Origin of the sequence: Salinibacillus xinjiangensis (assembly GCF_009649735.1) — a bacterium.
Taxonomy (GTDB): domain Bacteria; phylum Bacillota; class Bacilli; order Bacillales; family Alkalibacillaceae; genus Salinibacillus; species Salinibacillus xinjiangensis.
This window is the reverse complement of the sequence record NZ_WJNH01000008.1, coordinates 38,501-58,102: the sequence shown is the minus strand read 5'-3', so window position 1 is coordinate 58,102 and position 19,602 is coordinate 38,501. Positions and strand designations below refer to the sequence as shown.

At 38.8% G+C, this 19,602-nt stretch carries 21 protein-coding genes, 1 pseudogene and 1 riboswitch; of the genes and pseudogenes, 19 read left to right on the top strand and 3 right to left on the bottom strand.

Features of this window, described 5'->3' with window-relative positions; translation table 11 throughout:
• Window positions 1–19 precede the first annotated feature (19 nt).
• The 9 genes and pseudogenes from GH754_RS13175 to GH754_RS13135 all read left to right on the top strand — a co-directional run bounded on the left by GH754_RS13175 (window position 20) and on the right by GH754_RS13135 (window position 9,293).
• Window positions 20–529 (top strand): TRAP transporter small permease, encoded by a 510-nt coding sequence (locus tag GH754_RS13175; protein WP_153729154.1) that lies wholly within the window; start codon window positions 20–22, stop codon window positions 527–529.
• Window positions 526–1,800 carry a TRAP transporter large permease gene (locus tag GH754_RS13170; protein WP_153729153.1) on the top strand — a complete coding sequence of 425 codons (1,275 nt, stop codon included), beginning with the start codon at window positions 526–528 and terminating at the stop codon, window positions 1,798–1,800. Before GH754_RS13175 ends, GH754_RS13170 begins: the two co-directional genes overlap by 4 nt.
• Before the next feature lie 21 nt (window positions 1,801–1,821).
• Window positions 1,822–2,613, top strand: coding sequence for a creatininase family protein (locus GH754_RS13165; RefSeq protein WP_153729152.1), 792 nt, complete (start codon window positions 1,822–1,824; stop codon window positions 2,611–2,613).
• 103 nt (window positions 2,614–2,716) lie between these two features.
• Window positions 2,717–3,736, top strand: coding sequence for a TRAP transporter substrate-binding protein (locus GH754_RS13160; protein WP_153729151.1), 1,020 nt, complete (start codon window positions 2,717–2,719; stop codon window positions 3,734–3,736).
• A gap of 82 nt (window positions 3,737–3,818) precedes the next feature.
• A complete protein-coding gene (locus GH754_RS13155) occupies window positions 3,819–5,003 on the top strand; it encodes a M20 metallopeptidase family protein (protein WP_153729150.1) in 1,185 nt (394 codons plus the stop codon).
• Between the two features lie 86 nt (window positions 5,004–5,089).
• Window positions 5,090–6,044, top strand: a pseudogene (locus GH754_RS13150) (carbon-nitrogen hydrolase family protein).
• 77 nt (window positions 6,045–6,121) lie between these two features.
• A riboswitch (cobalamin riboswitch) is annotated at window positions 6,122–6,303 on the top strand.
• 135 nt (window positions 6,304–6,438) lie between these two features.
• The gene (locus tag GH754_RS13145) at window positions 6,439–7,425 is read left to right on the top strand and encodes an ABC transporter substrate-binding protein (protein ID WP_153729149.1); all 987 of its coding nucleotides are present in this window, start codon (window positions 6,439–6,441) and stop codon (window positions 7,423–7,425) included.
• Between the two features lie 21 nt (window positions 7,426–7,446).
• Entirely contained in the window at window positions 7,447–8,499 is a 1,053-nt protein-coding gene (locus GH754_RS13140) for a FecCD family ABC transporter permease (protein WP_153729148.1), read from the top strand.
• A 14-nt stretch (window positions 8,500–8,513) separates the two neighbouring features.
• Entirely contained in the window at window positions 8,514–9,293 is a 780-nt protein-coding gene (locus GH754_RS13135; protein ID WP_194841358.1) for an ABC transporter ATP-binding protein, read from the top strand.
• Window positions 9,294–9,332: 39 nt separating this feature from the next.
• On the opposite strand, the gene GH754_RS13130 is transcribed toward GH754_RS13135, so the two are convergent.
• Together GH754_RS13130 and GH754_RS13125 are read right to left on the bottom strand one after the other, a co-directional pair.
• A complete protein-coding gene (locus GH754_RS13130; RefSeq protein WP_267206666.1) occupies window positions 9,333–9,542 on the bottom strand; it encodes a 4-oxalocrotonate tautomerase family protein in 210 nt (69 codons plus the stop codon).
• Between the two features lie 19 nt (window positions 9,543–9,561).
• Window positions 9,562–10,758: a YbfB/YjiJ family MFS transporter gene (locus GH754_RS13125; protein WP_194841357.1), complete on the bottom strand. Its 1,197-nt coding sequence runs from the start codon at window positions 10,756–10,758 to the stop codon at window positions 9,562–9,564.
• A 166-nt stretch (window positions 10,759–10,924) separates the two neighbouring features.
• On the opposite strand from GH754_RS13125, the gene GH754_RS13120 reads away from it, so the two are divergent.
• Complete coding sequence (locus GH754_RS13120; protein ID WP_153729144.1) at window positions 10,925–11,746, top strand: DUF368 domain-containing protein; 822 nt, start codon at window positions 10,925–10,927, stop codon at window positions 11,744–11,746.
• A gap of 51 nt (window positions 11,747–11,797) precedes the next feature.
• Here GH754_RS13120 and GH754_RS13115 read toward each other — a convergent pair whose 3' ends face one another.
• Complete coding sequence (locus GH754_RS13115) at window positions 11,798–12,583, bottom strand: histidinol-phosphatase HisJ family protein (RefSeq protein ID WP_153729143.1); 786 nt, start codon at window positions 12,581–12,583, stop codon at window positions 11,798–11,800.
• 167 nt (window positions 12,584–12,750) lie between these two features.
• Between GH754_RS13115 and hisZ the strand changes: the two genes are divergently transcribed.
• The 9 genes from hisZ to GH754_RS13070 all read left to right on the top strand — a co-directional run bounded on the left by hisZ (window position 12,751) and on the right by GH754_RS13070 (window position 19,538).
• Window positions 12,751–13,749, top strand: coding sequence for an ATP phosphoribosyltransferase regulatory subunit (hisZ, locus tag GH754_RS13110; RefSeq protein WP_153729142.1), 999 nt, complete (start codon window positions 12,751–12,753; stop codon window positions 13,747–13,749).
• Between the two features lie 16 nt (window positions 13,750–13,765).
• Complete coding sequence (gene hisG, locus GH754_RS13105; protein WP_323742015.1) at window positions 13,766–14,407, top strand: ATP phosphoribosyltransferase; 642 nt, start codon at window positions 13,766–13,768, stop codon at window positions 14,405–14,407.
• Window positions 14,408–14,422: 15 nt separating this feature from the next.
• Complete coding sequence (gene hisB, locus GH754_RS13100; RefSeq protein ID WP_153729141.1) at window positions 14,423–15,007, top strand: imidazoleglycerol-phosphate dehydratase HisB; 585 nt, start codon at window positions 14,423–14,425, stop codon at window positions 15,005–15,007.
• A gap of 20 nt (window positions 15,008–15,027) precedes the next feature.
• Window positions 15,028–15,645, top strand: a complete 618-nt coding sequence (gene hisH / locus GH754_RS13095; RefSeq protein WP_153729140.1) for an imidazole glycerol phosphate synthase subunit HisH — start codon at window positions 15,028–15,030, stop codon at window positions 15,643–15,645.
• Window positions 15,642–16,349, top strand: coding sequence for a 1-(5-phosphoribosyl)-5-[(5-phosphoribosylamino)methylideneamino]imidazole-4-carboxamide isomerase (hisA, locus tag GH754_RS13090; protein WP_153729139.1), 708 nt, complete (start codon window positions 15,642–15,644; stop codon window positions 16,347–16,349). Before hisH ends, hisA begins: the two co-directional genes overlap by 4 nt.
• A 2-nt stretch (window positions 16,350–16,351) precedes the next feature.
• Window positions 16,352–17,113 carry an imidazole glycerol phosphate synthase subunit HisF gene (gene hisF / locus GH754_RS13085; protein WP_153729138.1) on the top strand — a complete coding sequence of 254 codons (762 nt, stop codon included), beginning with the start codon at window positions 16,352–16,354 and terminating at the stop codon, window positions 17,111–17,113.
• 1 nt (window position 17,114) lies between these two features.
• Entirely contained in the window at window positions 17,115–17,795 is a 681-nt protein-coding gene (gene hisIE / locus GH754_RS13080; protein WP_153729137.1) for a bifunctional phosphoribosyl-AMP cyclohydrolase/phosphoribosyl-ATP diphosphatase HisIE, read from the top strand.
• A complete protein-coding gene (hisC, locus tag GH754_RS13075) occupies window positions 17,788–18,858 on the top strand; it encodes a histidinol-phosphate transaminase (RefSeq protein ID WP_153729136.1) in 1,071 nt (356 codons plus the stop codon). The genes hisIE and hisC overlap by 8 nt, the downstream gene beginning before the upstream one ends.
• An 86-nt stretch (window positions 18,859–18,944) precedes the next feature.
• The gene (locus tag GH754_RS13070; protein ID WP_153729135.1) at window positions 18,945–19,538 is read left to right on the top strand and encodes a YczE/YyaS/YitT family protein; all 594 of its coding nucleotides are present in this window, start codon (window positions 18,945–18,947) and stop codon (window positions 19,536–19,538) included.
• The last annotated feature ends 64 nt before the right edge of the window (window positions 19,539–19,602 follow it).

The following is a 19,602-nucleotide window of genomic DNA, read 5'->3' as shown; positions in this document are numbered from 1 at the left end:
AAATAAAGGGGGGGTCCAAGTGAAAAGGCATAGAGATTTAGCATATTTTTTACGTTATCTTTGTAGCTTTCTACTTTTAGTTATTGTAGTTGTGACCTTATTACAGGTATTTTTCAGGTTTGTTTTAGATAGCCCACTAACGTGGACTGATGAACTATCCAGGTTATTACTAGTATGGGTAGTATTCTTGGGGGTAGGGGTTGTATCTTTTGATGACAAACATTTAGCTGTAAATATGTTACAGGAAAATATGTCACCGAGAGTGCACTTAATCACAACATTCATTATGAGAATTATTATTATGATCTTCTTAGTCATTTTAATCCTCACCTCCTTGGATGTTGTAAAGGTAGCCCACTTGAAACAATCAGGTGCATTAGAGATACCGTTTTCTTTCTGGAGAGTAGCAGCACCAGTTGGAGCAGGAGTTATGATCTTTTTCACCATTATGAGAAGTATTAATGATATCAAGGATTTTAAAGCTGGAGTCTATCACCTTGATACAAATAACGAGGAGGTGAACGAATGATATTCTTAATAGTTCTATTAATGATTGTGTTAATTATAGTTGGGATGCCGGTTGCTTTTGCGTTAGGTTTATCCTCCTTAGTCTATCTGGTTATTGAAGGTGTCGATTTAGGAATGGTAGCTCAAAGCATGGTTAGGGGGGTAGATTCGTTTACATTACTCGCCGTACCATTCTTCTTACTCGTAGGAGAGTTAATGAATTCGGGGGGGATTACAAACCGAATTATTGACGTAGCGAGAGTTATTGTTGGACATATTAAGGGTGGACTAGCTCAAGTTAATATTTTAGCGAGTGTATTGTTTTCTGGAATTTCAGGTTCTGCAACAGCTGATACTGTAGCATTAGGTTCTGTTTTAATTCCATCAATGGAGAGGGAAGGCTATGATAAAAAGTTTGCTGCTGCTATAACGGCTGCGTCTTCTATTGTTGGTCCTATTATTCCACCTAGTATTACATTAATTATTTTTGGGATTGTTACTCAACAACCGATTGGGCCATTGTTGATAGCCGGTATTGTTCCAGGTGCATTATTAGCCATATCCCTTATGATTTATACCTATTTTATAGCAGCAAAAAGAGGATATCCAAAATATAAGCGAGCTACATTTAAGGAGGCAAGAAGTGCTGTTTCATCAGGTTTTCTTGCCTTATTACTACCAATCATCATTGTAGTTGGGATTGTCAGTGGGGTATTCACACCAACAGAGTCAGCGGCGATAGCCGTTTTATATGGAATTATAGTAACGTTTTTCTACTATAAAAATGTTAATTTAAAGTCTTTCGTTGGAATCTTGAAAAAATCGAGTTTTGATACGGCTAATATTTTGTTTACACTTGCTGCCGCGACAGTGTTTGCTTGGGTTGTTACCATGTCAAAAATATCTGAAAAGTTAGGAGATTTAATACTAAGTATCTCAACGAATGAGTATATCATTCTAACTTTAATGGTTATTTTTATGCTAATTATTGGATTGTTCATGCTCCCTTCAGAAGCGATTATCGTTTTTGCTCCAATATTAACACCAATAGTTATGCAAGTTGGTGTAGACCCTATCCACTTTGGTGTTCTTATGGTATTAACTTTAACTATTGGGGGAGCTACACCTCCTGTAGGAATCATGTTATATATTGTTGCGGATATAGCGAAGTTAAGGTATACAAAACTAGTAAAAGAAATATTACCTATGTATATCCCACTAGTAGCAACAGCGTTTATTATTGCATTTGTTCCTTCTTTAACACTATTTATTGTAGATCTGTTTTTTGAATAATACAAACTAGGAGAGATTTTAATGAGTTCTAACAAAAAGGCATTACATCTAATGACTTGGCAGGAAGTAGACGAAGCGTTTAAAGAGGATCCCGTTGTTTTAGTTCCTTTAGGTTCAATGGAGGAGCATGGGCCACATTCGATTACAGGCGACTATCTAGCCGCAACAGAAATTGCTAAACGAGTAGCTGAGAATAGTGATGCTCTTTATATTCCAACCATTCCCTTTGGTAACTCAGAGTACTTTAGAGGGTATCCTGGCACGATATCACTTTCACAGGATACGGTGCTAAGAATTTTGGAAGATATATTTGTAAGTTTAATGGAACATGGAATAACAAAAATTGTTGTTTTAAATGGCCATGCGGGTAATGGACCGGCTGTAGATCAAGTTGCTAGAAAGATTAGAAGAGACCATAAAGTAATGATTGCATCCATTGATTTATGGCAGACACTTAGCCCTGAAAAGAAAAAGGAAATATACAAAGAAGAGGATCCTTCTGGTCACGGTGGGGAACCACTAACCTCAGTTATGAGCTATTTATATCCAGACAAAATGAGAATGGATTTATTGGGAGATTGGGAAGTGCAAAACAAATGGCAAGAGTTTGAAGTTAGTAACTTTAAAAAGGTTAAGTTAGGAGACTCTTCAGCTAATATATTTTTCAATATGGAGGAGATTTCTGAACGAGGTGTTCTAGGTAATCCAACCAATTCTTCAGCAGAAAGAGGAAAAGAAATAGTTGATTATTTAACAGAATACGGTGTTGAATTAGTGAAAAAAGTATCAAAGTCTAATATGAAACTTAAATAGAAAAATAGATTCATTTAAAGGAGGTGATTTTAAAGCCTTCCAAAAGACAAGTAATCTTTTATTCAAAATTCAAACGATAAACTCAAATTAGGGGGACAGAAAAATGAAAAAACTATGGCTAACTTTAGCAGTTGTTGCACTAATGTTATTCGTCGCAGCTTGTTCAGACTCTGATAGTTCAAGTGGTTCAGAAGGAGAATCTAGTGAAGGAGATACATTTGAAATCTCTTATAGTACTTGGGCAAGTGAAGGGGAACCAGCCTACCAAGGAATGGAGAAATTTAAGGAAATTGTGGAAGAGAAAACAAATGGTAATGTAAAGGTTGAACTATTCCCTGGAAACCAACTAGGTTCAACTGTTGAGCAAATGGAGCAAGTTAAAATGGGTACAATTGAAATGATGTCTAGTGGAGATCCTGGAATGGATGAAATTGAATATCTTTCTCTACCTTACTTGATGAAGTCTTACAAACATTGGAATGCTGTTTTAGAATCAGATATTGGTCAAGAATGGAATAATCAATTAATTAGTGAACAAGGGGTTAGAAATATTGGTATTTTACCTCGTGGTCCTAGAGTAATTTCAGCAAATAAGGCTATTAAAGAGCCTGCTGACATGGAAGGCTTAAAGGTTCGTGCTCCAGCCACGGATTACTATGTACAAACTTTCGAAGCATTAGGAGCAAATCCTACTCCTATGGACTTTGGTGAGGTATATAATGCGTTACAAACTGGGCTTGTTGAAGGTCAAGAAAATCCACTTGAAACGATATATGCAGCCGGTTTTCACGAGGTACAAGACTATGTTATCAATTCTAATCATATGTTCAAGCCAGCTTTTGTAACAGTTAATGACGAATTCTTCCAAAGCTTACCGGAAGACTATCAACAAATCTTCATTGATGCTGCAAAAGAAGGGGAGGCATATGCACAAGAACAACTAGATGCTAATGCTGCAGATATGAAGGCTGAAATGGAAGAAGCTGGCGTTGAATTTATTGATCCAAACATTGAAGCCTTCAAAGAGGCTACTCAAGTAGTTCGTGATAACCTAGGAACTGAAGTCTGGGGCGAGGAAGTTTATAAGCAAGTAGCAGAAATTGGTCAGTCCGAATTAGATTAATAGAATTGCGAAGGTTATATGTTTCATATAACCTTCCTCTTTTTATTTTTAAATAAACATCATGCATTAGAGGGGCGACAATATGGATATTCAATCAATTACTTCAGAAATTCTAGATCAAATGATAGAGATAAGAAGACATATACATCAAAAACCTGAGTTGAGTATGAAAGAATATAACACAACCCAATTGATAATTGATACGCTTAAGGATACCAGTATTGAACTTCAAAAACTGAAAAATGGTACAGGTGTCGTTGGCGTCTTAAGAGGAAAAGAACACGGGGATACATTAGGTTTACGAGCCGACATTGACGCACTCCCAATTGTTGAAGAAACCGGTTTGGAGTTTTCTTCTGAACATGAAGGGATTATGCATGCTTGTGGTCATGATATTCATACAACTGTTATGCTAGGTGCAGCATTAGTCTTAGATAGAAAGAAGAATTCTCTCAAAGGAAATGTTAAATTCATTTTTCAACCAGGTGAAGAAACCATGCAAGGGGCACAATTTGTGATAGAGCAACGTGTTTTAGAGAGTGAACCTAAAGTCGATCGGATAGTTTGTTTGCACACATGGCCCCTAATTGATGCAGGACAGATAGGTGTTCGTCATGGTCCTATTATGGCAGCCACAGATACTTTTGAAATTGAAGTGAAAGGTTCTGGAGGTCATGCGGCTCACCCGCATAAAAGTGTTGATCCTATTCCTGTTGCGGGTCAAATTGTTTCGGGCTTACAATCCATCGTATCTCGTCAACTCTCACCGTTGAATTCTGCCGTCGTTACACTTGGTCAAATTCACGGAGGAAATGCAGATAACATTATTGCAAACAAAGTATTAGTCTCTGGTACTATCAGAACTCTAGATCCAGAGACTAGAGATCACATTAAGGATAGTGTTGCTGAGATGAGTGAATATATCGCGAGTGGACATAAAACGACCGCCACAGTCAAATTTAATCCTGGTAGTCATCCAGTGATTAATAATGCCGAATTAGTGGATAAATTGTCAGATACTGTTAAGCAATACTTGGGTGAAGAAAGTCTAGTTTATCTCCCTGAACCTTCCCTAGGTGGTGAGGACTTTTCTTTTTACCTTCAGAAAGTAGAAGGTATGTTGTTTAGACTCGGCACTAGAAATGAGAACGAACAGTCTTCTCGTTCGTTACACAATCCAGGTATTATTTTTGACGAGAAGGCAATACCAACTGGCATCATAGCAATGAGTTCTTTTGCATTAGAATATTTAAATGAGAATGAATAGGAAGTGTATGCACACTTAAAAGATGGCATCAGTTACACGTAAAGCTGTAGTTGATGCCTTTTCGTTTAAAAAGGAAAAGAAAGGAAATGTCTATGTCGAAAAATCCGTTTAAAGTCGCTGTTGTCCAAGCAGGTTCTGAAGTGATGAATAAAGAAAAAGGAGTCAAAAAAACCATAAAATTATTGGAAGAGGCCGGAAAGCAAAATGCAAAAAATTATCGTGTTTCCTGAAGCATTCATTCCAGCATACCCGCGAGGCATGTCATTTGGTGCGGTGGTAAGGAGCAGGTCAGCAGAAGGTAGAAAGGATTTTTTAAACTACTGGAAAAATTCAATTACCGTACCAGGTCCTGAAACAGAGCAAATCGGGAAAGCAGCTAAAAAGGCAGGAACTTATGTGGTCATGGGTGTGATTGAGAAGGATAGTGAATCAAGCCAAGGAACCCTTTATTGTACAGCCTTGTTTTTTGCCCCCGATGGTGAACTGTTGGGTAAGCATCGTAAAATGAAACCAACAGGTTCAGAGCGATTAATCTGGGGTGAAGGTGATGGAAGTACGATACCGGTTTTTGATACGCCATACGGCAAAATTGGGACATTAATTTGCTGGGAAAACTACATGCCATTGGCTAGGGCTGCGATGTATTCAAAGGGGGTCCAAATATATATTGCCCCTACAGCAGATCACCGGGATACATGGTTTGCATCCATGCGCCATATAGCAGCTGAGGGAAGATGCTTTGTCCTATCATGTAACCAATATTCGACAAAGGATAAGTATCCAGATGAAATTGCATCAAGAGAAGAATTTAAAGAGGTATCAAATGAATTAACACGTGGTGGCAGCTGTATTGTGGACCCATTAGGTGAGTTTATTGTAGAGCCTGTGTTTGGAGAAGAAAAAATAATCTATGCAGATATCGATCTTGATAAAATTGTCGAATCGCAGTTTGATTTTGATGCAGTGGGTCACTATTCAAGACCTGATATTTTTCAATTAACAGTAAATGAAAAGCAACAAAAGAATACGATCTTCGAATAATGTTCGTAATCGAAAAAACAATGTAAGGCTATTGACGCTTCTCACATATAAACCTATTATATTAGGAGATGAAAATTAAATAAGCCGTGTAATAAGGTGTGGGCAGCTAGCTGTCTGCTTAATAGGGAAGCCGGTGAAAATCCGGCGCGGTCCCGCCACTGTAAATGGGAGCAACCTAAAATAATCACTGTCTTCGGATGGGAAGATTTAGGAAGCGATGAACATGAGCCAGTAGACCTGCCTTATTATATAAGCTGATTTCCTTCGGGTTTAAAGGAAAGGCTCACAAACCTTGTTGATTGTTGACGAATATTGTGAATAAGCCTCGATTTCCTGACTTAAGGAAATCGGGGCTTTTATTAGTTTTTCTACTTATGATAAGGAGGAGCAGAAAATGAAGAACACATTACGACATATTTTATTAGCCGTACTTATTGCATTTGTCGCTGTTGGATTAATGGCATGTTCATCGGATGAAGGAGAGCAAGGAGAGAACAATTCGGAGACATCAGAAAATAATCAACAAGAAGCTGATTCATCATCTGAGAATGAAGGTAGTTTTCCGGTTACGATAACAGATGATTCTGGAGAGGAAGTAACGATAGAAGAGGAGCCGGAGAAAATTATTTCGGTTATTCCTAGTGCAACAGAAATCGTTTTTGGTCTAGGTTTAGGTGATAAAGTTGTCGGCGTGACCGATAATGATAACTATCCTGAGGAAGTTAAGGAGATTGAATCTGTGGGGGCGTTTGAGCTTAATTTTGAAAAGATTGTTTCCCTAGAGCCTGATTTGGTCGTTGCAGATGTAAACAATGGAGAAGCTATTCAGCAAATGAGAGACCAAGGTGTGAAGGTACTAGTTCTTGGTGCGCAAACACTTGAAGAGACATATGAGGATATTTTAACCGTTGGAAAGGCAACTGGTACGACAACGAAGGCAGAGGAAATTGTAGCATCCATGAAAAAGGATGTAGAAGAGGTTGAGAATGTAGTTGAGGATATTCCTGAGGAAGAGCGAAAAACAGTTTGGTTAGAAATTGGAGAAGAATTATTTACAGCTGGCAGTGGGACCTTTTTAAACGAAATGGTAGAAAAGGCCGGCGGAATCAATATTATGGCAGATCAAGATGGCTGGCCTCAGATTAGTGAAGAAGAAGTCATCGAGAAAAACCCGGATGTTATTTTTGTTACCTATGCAAACTATGTCGAGAATGCTGTTGACAAAGTGAAAAAGCGGGAAACATGGCAGGATATTACGGCCATTCAAGAGGGTGAGGTTCATGCGTTGAATTCTGATATTACAGAGCGTACTGGACCGCGAATTACACAGGGCTTAAAAATGATTGCAGAAATCTTGTATCCAGAAAAATTTAACCAGTAATTGAGGAAGAAGTTGAATGGAATGACTGGACCAAACCAACATCGAAAAAAGCTAATCATTTGGATACCAATCTTACTTATCGTTCTGTTTTTCTCTGTCCTGTTTAGTGTATCTGTCGGGAGTGCTGAAATAGATGTCATCACGGTATGGTTGGTGATTTGTTCCAAGCTTCCTTGGATTGGTGAAGGAATCGATCCATCCTGGAAGGATTCAACAGAAACGATAATCTGGAATATAAGAATGCCTCGTATTGTACTTGGGATGTTGGTAGGGTCCGCTTTGGCCACTGCTGGGGCAATTTATCAAGGAGTACTGCGGAACCCTTTGGCTGACCCCTTTATTTTGGGTGTTTCTTCTGGTTCAGCCTTAGGGGCAGCCCTTGTTTTCCTATTTGGTTGGCATACCTTATTATTAGGCAAATTAACGTTGCCAGTGGTTGCATTTGTATCTGGATTATTTACACTTTTTATAGTTTATGTGCTAGCGAGAATCAATCATAGACTGCAAATGGAAACACTCATATTAGCTGGGGTTGTGGTGCAAGCCTTTATTTCATCCATGCTCTCACTCACTTTAGCTCTTGCAGAAGAGAAAATGCAGACGATTATGTATTGGATGATGGGAAGTTTAACCCTTACAGATTGGAGCTATAATGGCATTGTTTTACCCTTTATCATTGTTAGTCTTATTATAGTTACGTTCCTAATGAGGGAGTTAAATATGTTAGGACTTGGCGAGGAAGCTGCTTATCATACAGGCGTTTCTGTGCAAAAGGTTAGGTTGGTTTTATTAATTGTCGCATCTTTACTAACTGGTGCAGCTGTTTCAGTATCAGGCACGATTGGGTTTGTGGGGTTAATTATCCCGCATATGATTCGCTTGATTTTTGGGTCGGATTACCGTGTCATTTTGCCCTTATCTGTGATTGGGGGAGCGATTTTTCTAGTTGGAGCAGATATGATTGCCAGGACTATATTAGAGCCAAGGGAGTTGCCAATTGGAATTATTACTGCCTTTTTAGGGGCACCTTTCTTTGGGTATTTACTAAGGAAAAAGAAAACCAATTATTTTTAGGAGGGCGGATGTATATGCTTACAGTTGAAACCATTTCCAAACAATATGGCGAAAATAATGTACTGAGAAACATTTCGTTCAAGGTGAATAAAGGAACGACTGTAGGCATTATCGGTCCAAATGGTTCGGGGAAATCGACTTTATTAAAAATTATATCTGGTATTCTTCCTTCTACTTCGGGTTTTGTTAATTTTGAGGGTACGAACATACAACAACTAAAACAAAAGGATCTAGCTAGGAAAATGGCAGTATTATCGCAAAATGGACTTGAACCCATGCCTATTTCCGTTTACGATACTGTCATGATGGGACGCTATCCACATTTGAAGTGGTATCAAAGAGTAGGAGCGCATGATGTTGAAAAGGTTCAAGAGGTTCTCTACTTAACAGGCATTAATCATTTGCAGGACCAACTCCTAGATACCCTTAGTGGTGGGGAAAGGCAACGGGTAGCCATTGCGAAGGCGATGGTTCAAGAGCCAGAAATTCTGTTACTAGATGAGCCGACGACCTATCTTGATATTGGTCACCAGTTAAATGTATTGGAACTAGTAAATTACTGGAAGGAAAAAACAGCTTTAACGGTTGTAATGGTGCTACACGATTTAAATCTAGCCTCGCAGTTTTGTGAACAGCTTATCCTTTTGAATGAAGGTGAAATTGAAAAGATCGGTTCAAGTAATGAGGTCATCCAACAGGATATATTAGAAAAAGTGTATGAGACGATTCCAGAAATCGTAACGCACCCGATAAACCAGGCACCACAAATTCTGTTAACAGGAAATCTCCATTAATATAATTATAGCTGGGTAAATTCTTACCCAGCATTTCATTTACTCCCCACGTTTCCTTCTTTCTGTTACTGATTCTCCAGCAATTCCCCAGTTGTCTGTTTCTACTTCATCAATGACCACAACCGTCGTTTTGGGGTTTTTCCCCAACACATCCTTCAGTAAATTTGTAGCACCCTCAATCAATTGTTGTTTTTGTTCTGTGGTAGCTCTTTGTTCTTCCTTTGTAATTTTGATATTGACATACGGCATTTTGATCATCCTTTCGTTTTTAATAATGGATGGACTGATTAACATTTGAGTGATTTTTTGAAGCTTTATATTGACCAACTCCCAGAAACATCAACCCGAAAAACAAAACGACTGCTGCTAGAACCAGAGATGAGTTGTACTTTCCAGAAGTTGAAATTAAATATCCAGCAACCACTGGTCCAATGATTTGTCCAATCCCGTAAATACACGTTAGGTATCCAATCACCTTACTGCTTTGTTCAGGGAAAATCTGACGTGCAGTTAACACACATAGAGTCGTAATCCCCATAAAGGTTAAACCAAATAAGAGTGCACCAATTAAGGCTCCATAAGCATTGAAAAATAATATAGGAAAAAGAACTCCAATCATCTGCATAACAAAAGCGATTTGCAGGGTGAGAAGCTTACCCCATTTTTGGGCAAGATGCGCCCAGATGATACATGAGGGGATAGCCGCGACTCCTACAAAAATCCAACTCAAAGAGGGGTATGAACTTAATGCGGGTATATCTTTTACAAGAGCAACTAAAAAGGTACCGCTGATAATATAACCACATCCCTCACACCCGTAAGCAGCTATCAGCCAAGGCAAAAGAACTTTTTGGCCCTTGGAACTTGCGGTTGGTTGCTTGCTTTGTTTGAAGGATGACTGAGGCTCCCTAAGCCACAACATGGAAAAAACACCTATCATGAGCGAGATTAGACCTAAGCCTATCCAGCTACCTTGCCAGTTAAAGAATTGGTCGAAAACTGGAACCATAAAGCCGGTTATAAATATACCTATACCTACACCACTGTAAAAAAGTCCTGACCATGTTGAACGCTTACTGCGAGCTAAATGGTCTAAAACAATACTAGATGCTAGTACAAAGACGAATCCACTCGTTAATCCGGAGATAAAGCGAAAAATAAACCACAGCCAAAACAGGCTTGTGAGTCCCATGAGAAAGGTGGTGAGAATATTAATCAGAAGATATAGTTGGATATAAAATCCCTTACCTTTGCCCCATTTCACCATTCCTCCGGCTAAAGCACCTAACAGATATCCTAAATAATTACTAGAGGCTAGATTTCCCGCCATTGCATCGTTAAGCTCAGTTGCTTCTTGCATGAGTGGTAATATGGGAGTATAAGCAAACCTCCCAATTCCCATCACAATACATAATGCCGAGATTCCGCCAATAACAGGTAACAACGTGTTGGATTTATGACTCATTCCATCGCCCGCTTTTATTAGAAAATTCATTCATCTTAATCATACATGGGTTAGAATAGATAGTAAATAAAGTATAAAATGTTTTTGCAAAATCCTTTTACTTACATAAACTTCTGATAAAATAAGTAAGTATGATGGAAATGAATGTGATAAGGGGAATTGATCGATGAATGTTGAATGGAAAAATATTTTTCGTGGTTTATTGATGGGAACCAGTGATGCTGTACCTGGGGTTAGTGGCGGTACCATTGCGGTTATATTAGGGATATATGATCGATTAATTGAGGCGATTAATGGCATCCTCAGTAGAGAATGGAAAAAACATCTTGGGTTTTTGATTCCTTTAGGTGTAGGAGTTGTTGCGGCTCTAGTCACCATGAGTCATGTCATTGAATGGCTGTTTGCACATTATCCCAATCAAACGTATTTCTTTTTTATCGGTTTAATTATTGGGGTTCTGCCTTATTTATTTCATAAAGCAGATGTAAAATCGAACTTTCAAGTGGGACATTATATGCTATTGGTTATTGCAGCCCTTCTCGTTGCATCTTTGGCCTTTTTTAAGGAACCAAGTGGGGGAGCCCTTTTAGATACAACAAAAACAGGCGTATTAGTTACGCTGTTCTTTTCCGGGTTTATCGCAAGTATGGCCATGATTGTACCTGGAATTAGTGGTTCAATGCTTTTATTAATCATGGGGACATATGAGACCATCTTCAATGCAATAGGAGAATTTAATCTTCTTGTGATAGGCATTTTTGGAATCGGTGTGGTAATTGGTATTGTCTCATGTACGAAAATCATTCGTTATTTCTTAACTAATCATCATGCACATACGTTTGCCGTCATTATCGGTTTAGTCATTGGTTCGGTTGCTGTGATTTTTCCAGGCTTCGAGAGAGAGGTTGGCATGTCCATCTTAAGTATTGTTACGTTTGCGTTAGGACTTGTGGCTGCGGTAAGCCTAGGAAAAATTGAATATAAGTAAGAAAAAAGCCTTGAACTAGCACGATGTTCAAGGCTTTTCCTATGGTTATCGTTAAATTTTATGGAAAACAGGCTTCTGTTGCTCAAACGTAGCTACATACTTAAAACCAGTCTTCTTCAGTAGCTCGATGGTTTCCTCATAATGTGTACCTAAAGTCGAAGGGGAATGGGAGTCAGACCCAATCGTAATGATTTCACCATTCATATCCTTATATAACTGCAAAATATCTTCGCTTGGCATAGCAGAGCCTAAGCCATACTTGAATCCAGAATTATTCACCTCGATGCCTTTACCTTCATGAATGACTACCTTGAAAATCTCCTCGATGTAATCAAGAAAATGGTAAACGTCAGGCTCATACTTGTACCTTTTCACAAGGTCTAGGTGTCCTAGAATACTATATTGGTTAAAGGATTTTATACAGGATAAAAGCTCGCCGTAATATTGCTCGTACGCTTCGTTCAATGATTTCTCTTCAAAAAAGCGTCCAGAGTGAAGGTCAATTTTGTCAGTTGTGTGCATGGAGCAAATGATAAAGTCAAAAAACTCCTGATTGACGATTTGGTTATAATCCTCTAATACATGAGGTTGAACACCAAGCTCCACGCCTTTTTTGATCGTGATTTTATTTTTATACTTTTCTTGAAATCTCTTAATGGTTTGGTCATAGTTGTCCAAATCAAGTAGGAAGCTAATGGTTGGGTCAGGATAATCGTAGTCGATGTGCTCTGTAAAACAGATTTCCTGAATGCCCCGCTTTTTCGCATTTTCGATCATTTCTTCCATTGGGATATCGCAATCTGCGGAAAAATCGGTGTGAACGTGATAGTCAAACATCTATAAACATCCTTTCTATACCCTTAACTATAACAATTTGAATAGATTCATAACAACTAGAATTTTTTGATAAGTACTACTAATCTGTTGACTTATCTCCTAATTACTAATACAATACAATAAAACTTTAATTAAATAAAGTGATAAAGTGATAAAGAGATAAAGGGATGGTTAATTTGTTACATGAAAGCAAAAGAATTCCTGAAGGGGTAACGGATCTAGATTCATTTGATTTAGCAAAAAAAGAGAATGTCACGTATACCTTAAAAGAGCTGTATAGAAATAATGGATACCGACAAGTGCAAACCCCTATCTTTGAATACTATGATTTGTTCTTAGATATAAAAGGTACGATTGCTAAAGAAAAAATGATTAAACTCATCGATCGCGATGGGAAGATTTTAGTGCTACGTCCAGATGCTACGATTCCAATTGCGCGCATGGTGGCTACCAATTACCAAAAACAAGATTCCGAAATTAAGCTTTCCTATTTTACGAATGTTTTCCGAATGGATGATGATCAGCAGGGTCTACAAAATAGAGAGTTAACGCAAGCTGGGATTGAGCTGTTTGGCAAGCCAGATGTTGAAGCTGATGTTGAAGTTATTCGTTTAACAATTAAGTCCCTTCAAGCATTAGGTTTTCGCGATTTTAAAATTGACCTGGGCCAGGCCAATTATTTTAAGGAATTAATGAATCTATCAACCATTTCGAATGAACAGCTTCAGGAAATTCGCAATCGGATTGAAAATAAAAATGTGTCTGAGCTACGCCAAATATTAGCGGACATTGAAATGGACGCTGCTTATAAAGAGGCAATCTTATCGATGCCACTACTATATGGTGAGCCCGAGGAAGTCATTGCAAAGGCAGAGAACCTTGCCTTGAATGAGGAGATGAAAAAAGAATTAGATCGTCTCCGTCAGGTCTATCACCAGCTCACTGAAGAAGGCTTTGGGGAGTTTTTATCGATCGACCTTGGCTTAATTAACCATTTGAATTATTACACAGGAATTATTTTTCAAGGCTATATTAAAAACTTCGGTAAGCCAGTTGTGGTAGGTGGACGTTATGATCAACTAACCAAACAATTTGGAACCAATCTACCAGCTACAGGCTTTGGATTTTATTTAGATGACTTGTTAGCGATTATGAAGGAAGCGTAAGAATGGAGGTACTTTCGTGAGTGAAGTGAAAATTGCTTTAGCCAAAGGAAGATTGGAGCAGCTAACACTAGCGGCTTTTCAAGAAATAGGAATTGAATTTCCAGATTTTACAAAGGACAGTCGAAAGCTCATTTTTGAAGATAAAAATCATCAATACCAAATCGTGCTTGTGAAGGCAAGCGACGTTCCGACCTATGTAGAAAAAGGCGCAGCGGATATCGGAATTGTTGGGAAGGATACATTATTAGAAAATGGTGCAGATGTTTTTGAGGTGCTAGATTTAGGTTTTGGTAGGTGTAAATTTGCTGTTGCGGGCTTGCCTGAACAAAAAAACAATCAGTCCTCAAAATTAACAGTTGCCTCAAAATATCCGAAAGTTGCCAAGGACTATTACCATAAAAAAGGGATATCGATTGAGACGATTAAGCTGAATGGTTCGGTGGAATTAGCCCCGTTAATCGGGTTGTCTGATGTCATCGTGGACATTGTAGAAACAGGGCGAACATTGAAGGAAAATGGCCTCGAGGTATTAGAGGATATCTCTGAAATTAGTGCGCGTCTTGTCGTCAATAAAGCTAGCTTTAAAACGAAAACAGATCGTATTCATTCTTTAATTCAGGATATAGAATCAGTGATTGAAAAACAAACGGTGTCTTAGAGAGGGGTATTTTTGATGAGAGAAGGTAATTTGGAGCGGAAGACAACAGAAACCAATATAAATCTCAAGTTAAATCTTGACGGAACTGGAAAGAGCCAAATCGACACAGGAATTGGCTTTTTTAATCATATGTTGGTACTCCTCGCAAGTCACGGATTTATGGACTTAGATGTAAAGTGCCAGGGTGATGTAGACGTAGACTTTCATCATTCAGTTGAGGATGTTGGGATTGTGCTAGGGCAGGTTTTTAAAGAGGCCTTAGGGGATAAAAAAGGGATTACTCGTTATGCGACCGAGCACTCTCCTATGGATGAGTCTTTATCAATGGTTTCGATTGATATTAGTGGGCGGCCATATTTACAATACAATGTTTCCTTGCCAGTCGAAAAGGTTGGGCAATTTGATACCGAGCTCGTGGAGGAATTTTTCCGTGCCTTTGTGAATCATGCAGGCGTTACCTTACACATTAACCTGTTATATGGCAGTAATGGTCACCATATCATTGAATCTATTTTTAAAGGCTTTGGTCGTGCGTTAGACCGTGCAACAGAAGTTCAAGAACGAATTCAAGGCGTTCGTTCAACAAAGGGAATGCTGTAATAAGGAAAGGAGCACAATCCATGATTTCCATTATTGATTATGGAGCAGGTAATTTAAAAAGCGTGAATCATGCACTAAACAAGTTAGGCTTTGAGGCTGAAATCATATCGAGCAAAGAAAAAATCAACCAAAGTACAGCACTGATTTTACCAGGGGTTGGGGCATTTGAAGATGCTATGAATCAATTGAGAGATTTGGATTTAGTGGATTGTATAAAAGACAATGTGCAAGCAGGTAAGCCGATTCTAGGTATTTGTCTCGGAATGCAATTATTCTATGAAAAAAGCTATGAAAATGGGGAATGGGAAGGACTAGGTTTACTAGAGGGAGAAGTAGTCCGCTTTGGTGACCAATTGAAAGTCCCACATATGGGATGGAATAACCTAATCCCGGGTCCGAATTTTGATGCTCAAAATGGAATTGGAACGGGAATTGAGCAAAAGGATTACACGTATTTTGTCCATTCGTACTATGTAAAACCGAAAAATCGCGAGGAAGTTGTTTTGGGATCGGACTATGGAATTGAATTTCCGGCGGTTGTCCAAAAGAACAATATCTATGGGATGCAGTTCCATCCTGAAAAAAGTAGTGAAGTAGGAATGACACTGTTGAAAAACTTCGGGGAGTTGATTACATGATCCTTTATCCGGCTATTGATATTCGAAACGGAAAATGCGTAAGGCTTATTCAAGGAGATTATAACAAAGAAGACGTCTATGGTGATCCAGTTGAAATGGCGTTGAGATGGATAGATAAAGGAGCAGAGGCTCTTCATTTGGTCGATTTAGATGGAGCATTATCAGGCACCTCAGAAAATTTGACAACCATTGAATCGATTGTCGAAAAAACCGATGTTCCAATTCAAGTAGGCGGCGGAATTCGTACGATGAATCAAGTGGATGCCCTTGCTTTTATTGGAGTAAGCCGAATAATCTTAGGTACAGCTGCTCTTCATGATGAACAATTTTTAACGGAAGCTGTTAAAAAATATCCAAAAGAGATTGCTGTTTCTATTGATGCCAAAAGAGGGTATGTGGCAACAGATGGTTGGACGAAAACAAGTGAGCGTAAGGCATTGGACTTTGCCAAAGAATTAGAGGATAAAGGGGTACAGACCATTATTTACACTGACATTGCTAAGGATGGAATGCTGTCGGGTCCAAACCTTGAAGAAATTCAAACGGTCAATAAAAACGTCGGATTAAATGTCATTGCATCTGGTGGGGTTTCTACTCCAGAAGATGTGCGAACTTTGTCTAAGTTGGACGTTCACGGGGCTATTATTGGTAAAGCTTTATATACAGGTAAGATTGACTTAGAAGAGATATTAAGGGAAGTGTAACGATGCTGGCAAAACGAATCATCCCATGTTTAGATGTTCGTAATGGAAGAGTTGTGAAGGGCCAAAAGTTTCAAAATATCGTGGATGTTGATGATCCGGTCAAATTGGCTAAGGTCTATAGTGAAATGGGTGCAGATGAACTGGTTTTTTATGATATTACCGCTTCTAATGAAGAGCGTAACATTTTTATAGATGTGGTCGAGCGTACGGCTGAGCAAGTACATATTCCTTTCACAGTAGGTGGGGGAATTCGATCTGTTGAGGACTTCCGAAAAGTATTAAAAGCTGGTGCGGATAAAGTGTCGGTCAATAGTGCAGCTGTAAAAAATCCACAAATCATTCAAGAGGCAGCCCGTAAATTTGGCAGTCAATGTGTCGTCTTATCCATCGATGTCAAGCAAAAAGAGGATGGACAGTGGACGGTCTTCTTAAATGGTGGCCGCATGGACACAGGTAAAGACGCACTAGAATGGGCAATAGAAGGGGAAAGACTCGGTGCAGGTGAGATTGTCTTAAATGCCATGGACACGGATGGAGTGAAAACCGGCTTTAGCACGGATATTACCAAGGGGATTTCGGAACATGTCAATATACCCGTAGTGGCATCAGGAGGAGCAGGAAAGATTGAGCATTTTCTAGATGTGCTAACAGAAGGAAAGGCTGATGCAGCTCTTGCCGCATCTGTTTTCCACTTCGGTGAAATCGAAATGAAAGATTTGAAAGATTACTTATATGAAAATGGTGTAGAAGTGAGGCGTGTATAACATGACTTTTTCCATAGATGAGATAAAATTTGACGAAAAGGGCTTAGTACCCGCTGTAGTTCAGAATCAAAAGTCCGGGAAAGTATTAATGCTAGCCTATATGAATAAGGAATCCCTGCAAAAAACGATTGAAACCAAAACCACTTGGTTTTACAGTCGTAGCCGCCAAGAGCTTTGGAATAAAGGGGAAACATCAGGGAATACCCAGCATGTTAAAAAGTTGAGCTATGACTGCGATGGAGATACTTTGCTAGTAGAGGTTGAGCCTAATGGGGTTGCTTGTCACACTGGAGCGGAGAGCTGTTTTTTTAATGAGATTGAGCTTGATGGTGTTGAAGAAACCAGTGAGGTCGATCAAGGCATTGTAGACTATTTGTATCGCTATATTAAAAATCGAAAGGAAAATCCAGTTGAGGGTTCTTATACCAATTACTTATTCCGTGAAGGTGTAGACAAAATCCTGAAAAAGGTTGGGGAAGAAACAACCGAAGTGATTATTGGAGCAAAAAACCGAGATAAAAATGAACTGGCCAATGAATTTTCGGATCTTGTCTACCATTCCATTGTGTTAATGGTCGAGCAGGGAATTTCGGTAGATGATATTAAGGAAGTTTTAACCAACCGCCATAAAGAGAGGAATTATGAGCCGAAAAGGGCAGCGAAGAGGGATTCTAATGAGTAAATTTTGGAGTGAGCGACTACAAGCAACCGAGCCATATATTCCAGGAGAACAGCCCAACAATACAAATGTCATCAAGCTCAACACCAATGAAAATCCCTATCCGCCATCTCCTAAAGCTTTAAAGGCCATTCAAGAGGCGACAGATGAGACGTTAAGGTTATATCCACCCCCAACGGTAAATGAGCTAAGAGAAACAATTGCTAAGTATCACGGGGTTCACCCTGATCAAGTATTTATCGGGAATGGCTCAGATGAAGTATTGGCTTTTTCCTTTATGGCCTTTTTTAATCCTGGTGAGCCAATTTTGTTCCCAGATATTACGTATAGCTTTTATCCAGTCTATGCCAAGCTGTTTAATATCGATTATAAGCGTGTACCTGTTCGTAGTGATTTTACATTACCAGTTGAGGAGTTTTTTCAGTCTGAGGGTGGCGTGATTTTTCCAAACCCCAATGCCCCAACAGGGTTAACACTGTCACTAATTGAAGTAGAAAGTATCGTAAACCAGAACCCTGATCAGGTAGTCATCATTGATGAAGCCTATATCGATTTTGGTGGACAATCGGCGGTTCAATTGGTGAATCAATATGAAAATCTGTTAGTCATTCAAACCTTATCAAAATCGAGATCGCTCGCTGGGATGAGAGTGGGATTTGCGATTGGTGATCATCAACTCATCGAAGGGTTAAACCGGATTAAAAATTCATTTAACTCCTACACATTAGACCGATTAGCAATAGCGGCAGCAAAGGCAGCTTTTGATGATGAAGAATATTTTCAAGATGTTCGAGGCCAAATCATCCATACTCGTGAACAAACGTCTAAAAGGCTTCATACCCTTGGCTTTGAGGTTATCGATTCAAAGGCTAACTTCCTTTTCGTACGTCACCCACATGTGGATGCAGAAGATTTGTATCTGCAGTTGAAGGAGCAAAATATTTTTGTCCGGTACTTCAATAAACCAAGAATTCAGGAATATCTTCGTATATCAATAGGAACAGCTGATGAGATGGAACAATTTATCATAGCTCTAGAACCAGTGCTCCAAGAAGTGAAAAAGTAGTTCTAATCATCTTCATAAGATAAATAACTATGGTATAGTTAGCTTGCGGTAAAGGATAAGACGTAGATAAGGAGTTTAACACAATAATGAATAAAACTCGGTCGCTTTGCTATATCATAGGCTTGCTTATCGTAACATTGGGAATTTCCCTTACCATCAAATCTGATATGGGTGTAGGTGCCTGGGATGCCCTGCATGTTGGTTTATCTAAGCTTTTGTTTACAGTTGGAACGTGGGTAATTATTACTGGAACCATGTTAATTATCATTAATGCAATTTTATTAAAACGAAAGCCAGACGTATATGCTTTTATTACGATATTTATCATGGGACCGGCAATTGACCTTTGGCTATGGCTCTTAAATATTGAGCCATATAACTTGATGATGAAATTTGTCATTTTTACCATAGGGCTATTGGTATTATCCACTGGTGTTTCTATTTATCTACAAGCGAAATTTGCCCCGGCTCCTATTGACAATCTAATGATTGCCATTCATACAAGATTTCATGTGAAGTTAAGTGTGGCTAAAACCATTGGGGAAGTCATTGCCCTTATATTTGCACTGATATTTAAGGGACCAATTGGGATTGGGACGATTTTAGTTACTTTTTTAGTTGGCCCTATTATCCAAGTTATTTATCCTAGAGTAGAAAAAATAGTGGGGCAGTTTTCATGAGAAACGATTGATGAATTTATTGTCAATCGTTTCTTTTTTGTGGGCTGAGTGAAAAGGAAATAAA

Excerpts from the sequence above, each read along its gene's own strand:
- hisIE (WP_153729137.1), top strand. The coding sequence starts at position 17,115 with ATGACTTTTTCCATAGATGAGATAAAATTTGACGAAAAGGGCTTAGTA.
- GH754_RS13140 (WP_153729148.1), top strand. The coding sequence starts at position 7,447 with ATGACTGGACCAAACCAACATCGAAAAAAGCTAATCATTTGGATACCA.
- GH754_RS13155 (WP_153729150.1), top strand. The coding sequence starts at position 3,819 with ATGGATATTCAATCAATTACTTCAGAAATTCTAGATCAAATGATAGAG.
- GH754_RS13130 (WP_267206666.1), bottom strand. The coding sequence starts at position 9,542 with ATGCCGTATGTCAATATCAAAATTACAAAGGAAGAACAAAGAGCTACC.
- GH754_RS13165 (WP_153729152.1), top strand. The coding sequence starts at position 1,822 with ATGAGTTCTAACAAAAAGGCATTACATCTAATGACTTGGCAGGAAGTA.
- GH754_RS13160 (WP_153729151.1), top strand. The coding sequence starts at position 2,717 with ATGAAAAAACTATGGCTAACTTTAGCAGTTGTTGCACTAATGTTATTC.
- hisB (WP_153729141.1), top strand. The coding sequence starts at position 14,423 with ATGAGAGAAGGTAATTTGGAGCGGAAGACAACAGAAACCAATATAAAT.
- hisZ (WP_153729142.1), top strand. The coding sequence starts at position 12,751 with ATGGTTAATTTGTTACATGAAAGCAAAAGAATTCCTGAAGGGGTAACG.
- hisF (WP_153729138.1), top strand. The coding sequence starts at position 16,352 with ATGCTGGCAAAACGAATCATCCCATGTTTAGATGTTCGTAATGGAAGA.
- GH754_RS13120 (WP_153729144.1), top strand. The coding sequence starts at position 10,925 with ATGAATGTTGAATGGAAAAATATTTTTCGTGGTTTATTGATGGGAACC.
- GH754_RS13070 (WP_153729135.1), top strand. The coding sequence starts at position 18,945 with ATGAATAAAACTCGGTCGCTTTGCTATATCATAGGCTTGCTTATCGTA.
- GH754_RS13115 (WP_153729143.1), bottom strand. The coding sequence starts at position 12,583 with ATGTTTGACTATCACGTTCACACCGATTTTTCCGCAGATTGCGATATC.
- GH754_RS13145 (WP_153729149.1), top strand. The coding sequence starts at position 6,439 with ATGAAGAACACATTACGACATATTTTATTAGCCGTACTTATTGCATTT.
- hisC (WP_153729136.1), top strand. The coding sequence starts at position 17,788 with ATGAGTAAATTTTGGAGTGAGCGACTACAAGCAACCGAGCCATATATT.
- GH754_RS13135 (WP_194841358.1), top strand. The coding sequence starts at position 8,514 with ATGCTTACAGTTGAAACCATTTCCAAACAATATGGCGAAAATAATGTA.
- GH754_RS13125 (WP_194841357.1), bottom strand. The coding sequence starts at position 10,758 with ATGAGTCATAAATCCAACACGTTGTTACCTGTTATTGGCGGAATCTCG.
- hisA (WP_153729139.1), top strand. The coding sequence starts at position 15,642 with ATGATCCTTTATCCGGCTATTGATATTCGAAACGGAAAATGCGTAAGG.
- GH754_RS13170 (WP_153729153.1), top strand. The coding sequence starts at position 526 with ATGATATTCTTAATAGTTCTATTAATGATTGTGTTAATTATAGTTGGG.
- hisH (WP_153729140.1), top strand. The coding sequence starts at position 15,028 with ATGATTTCCATTATTGATTATGGAGCAGGTAATTTAAAAAGCGTGAAT.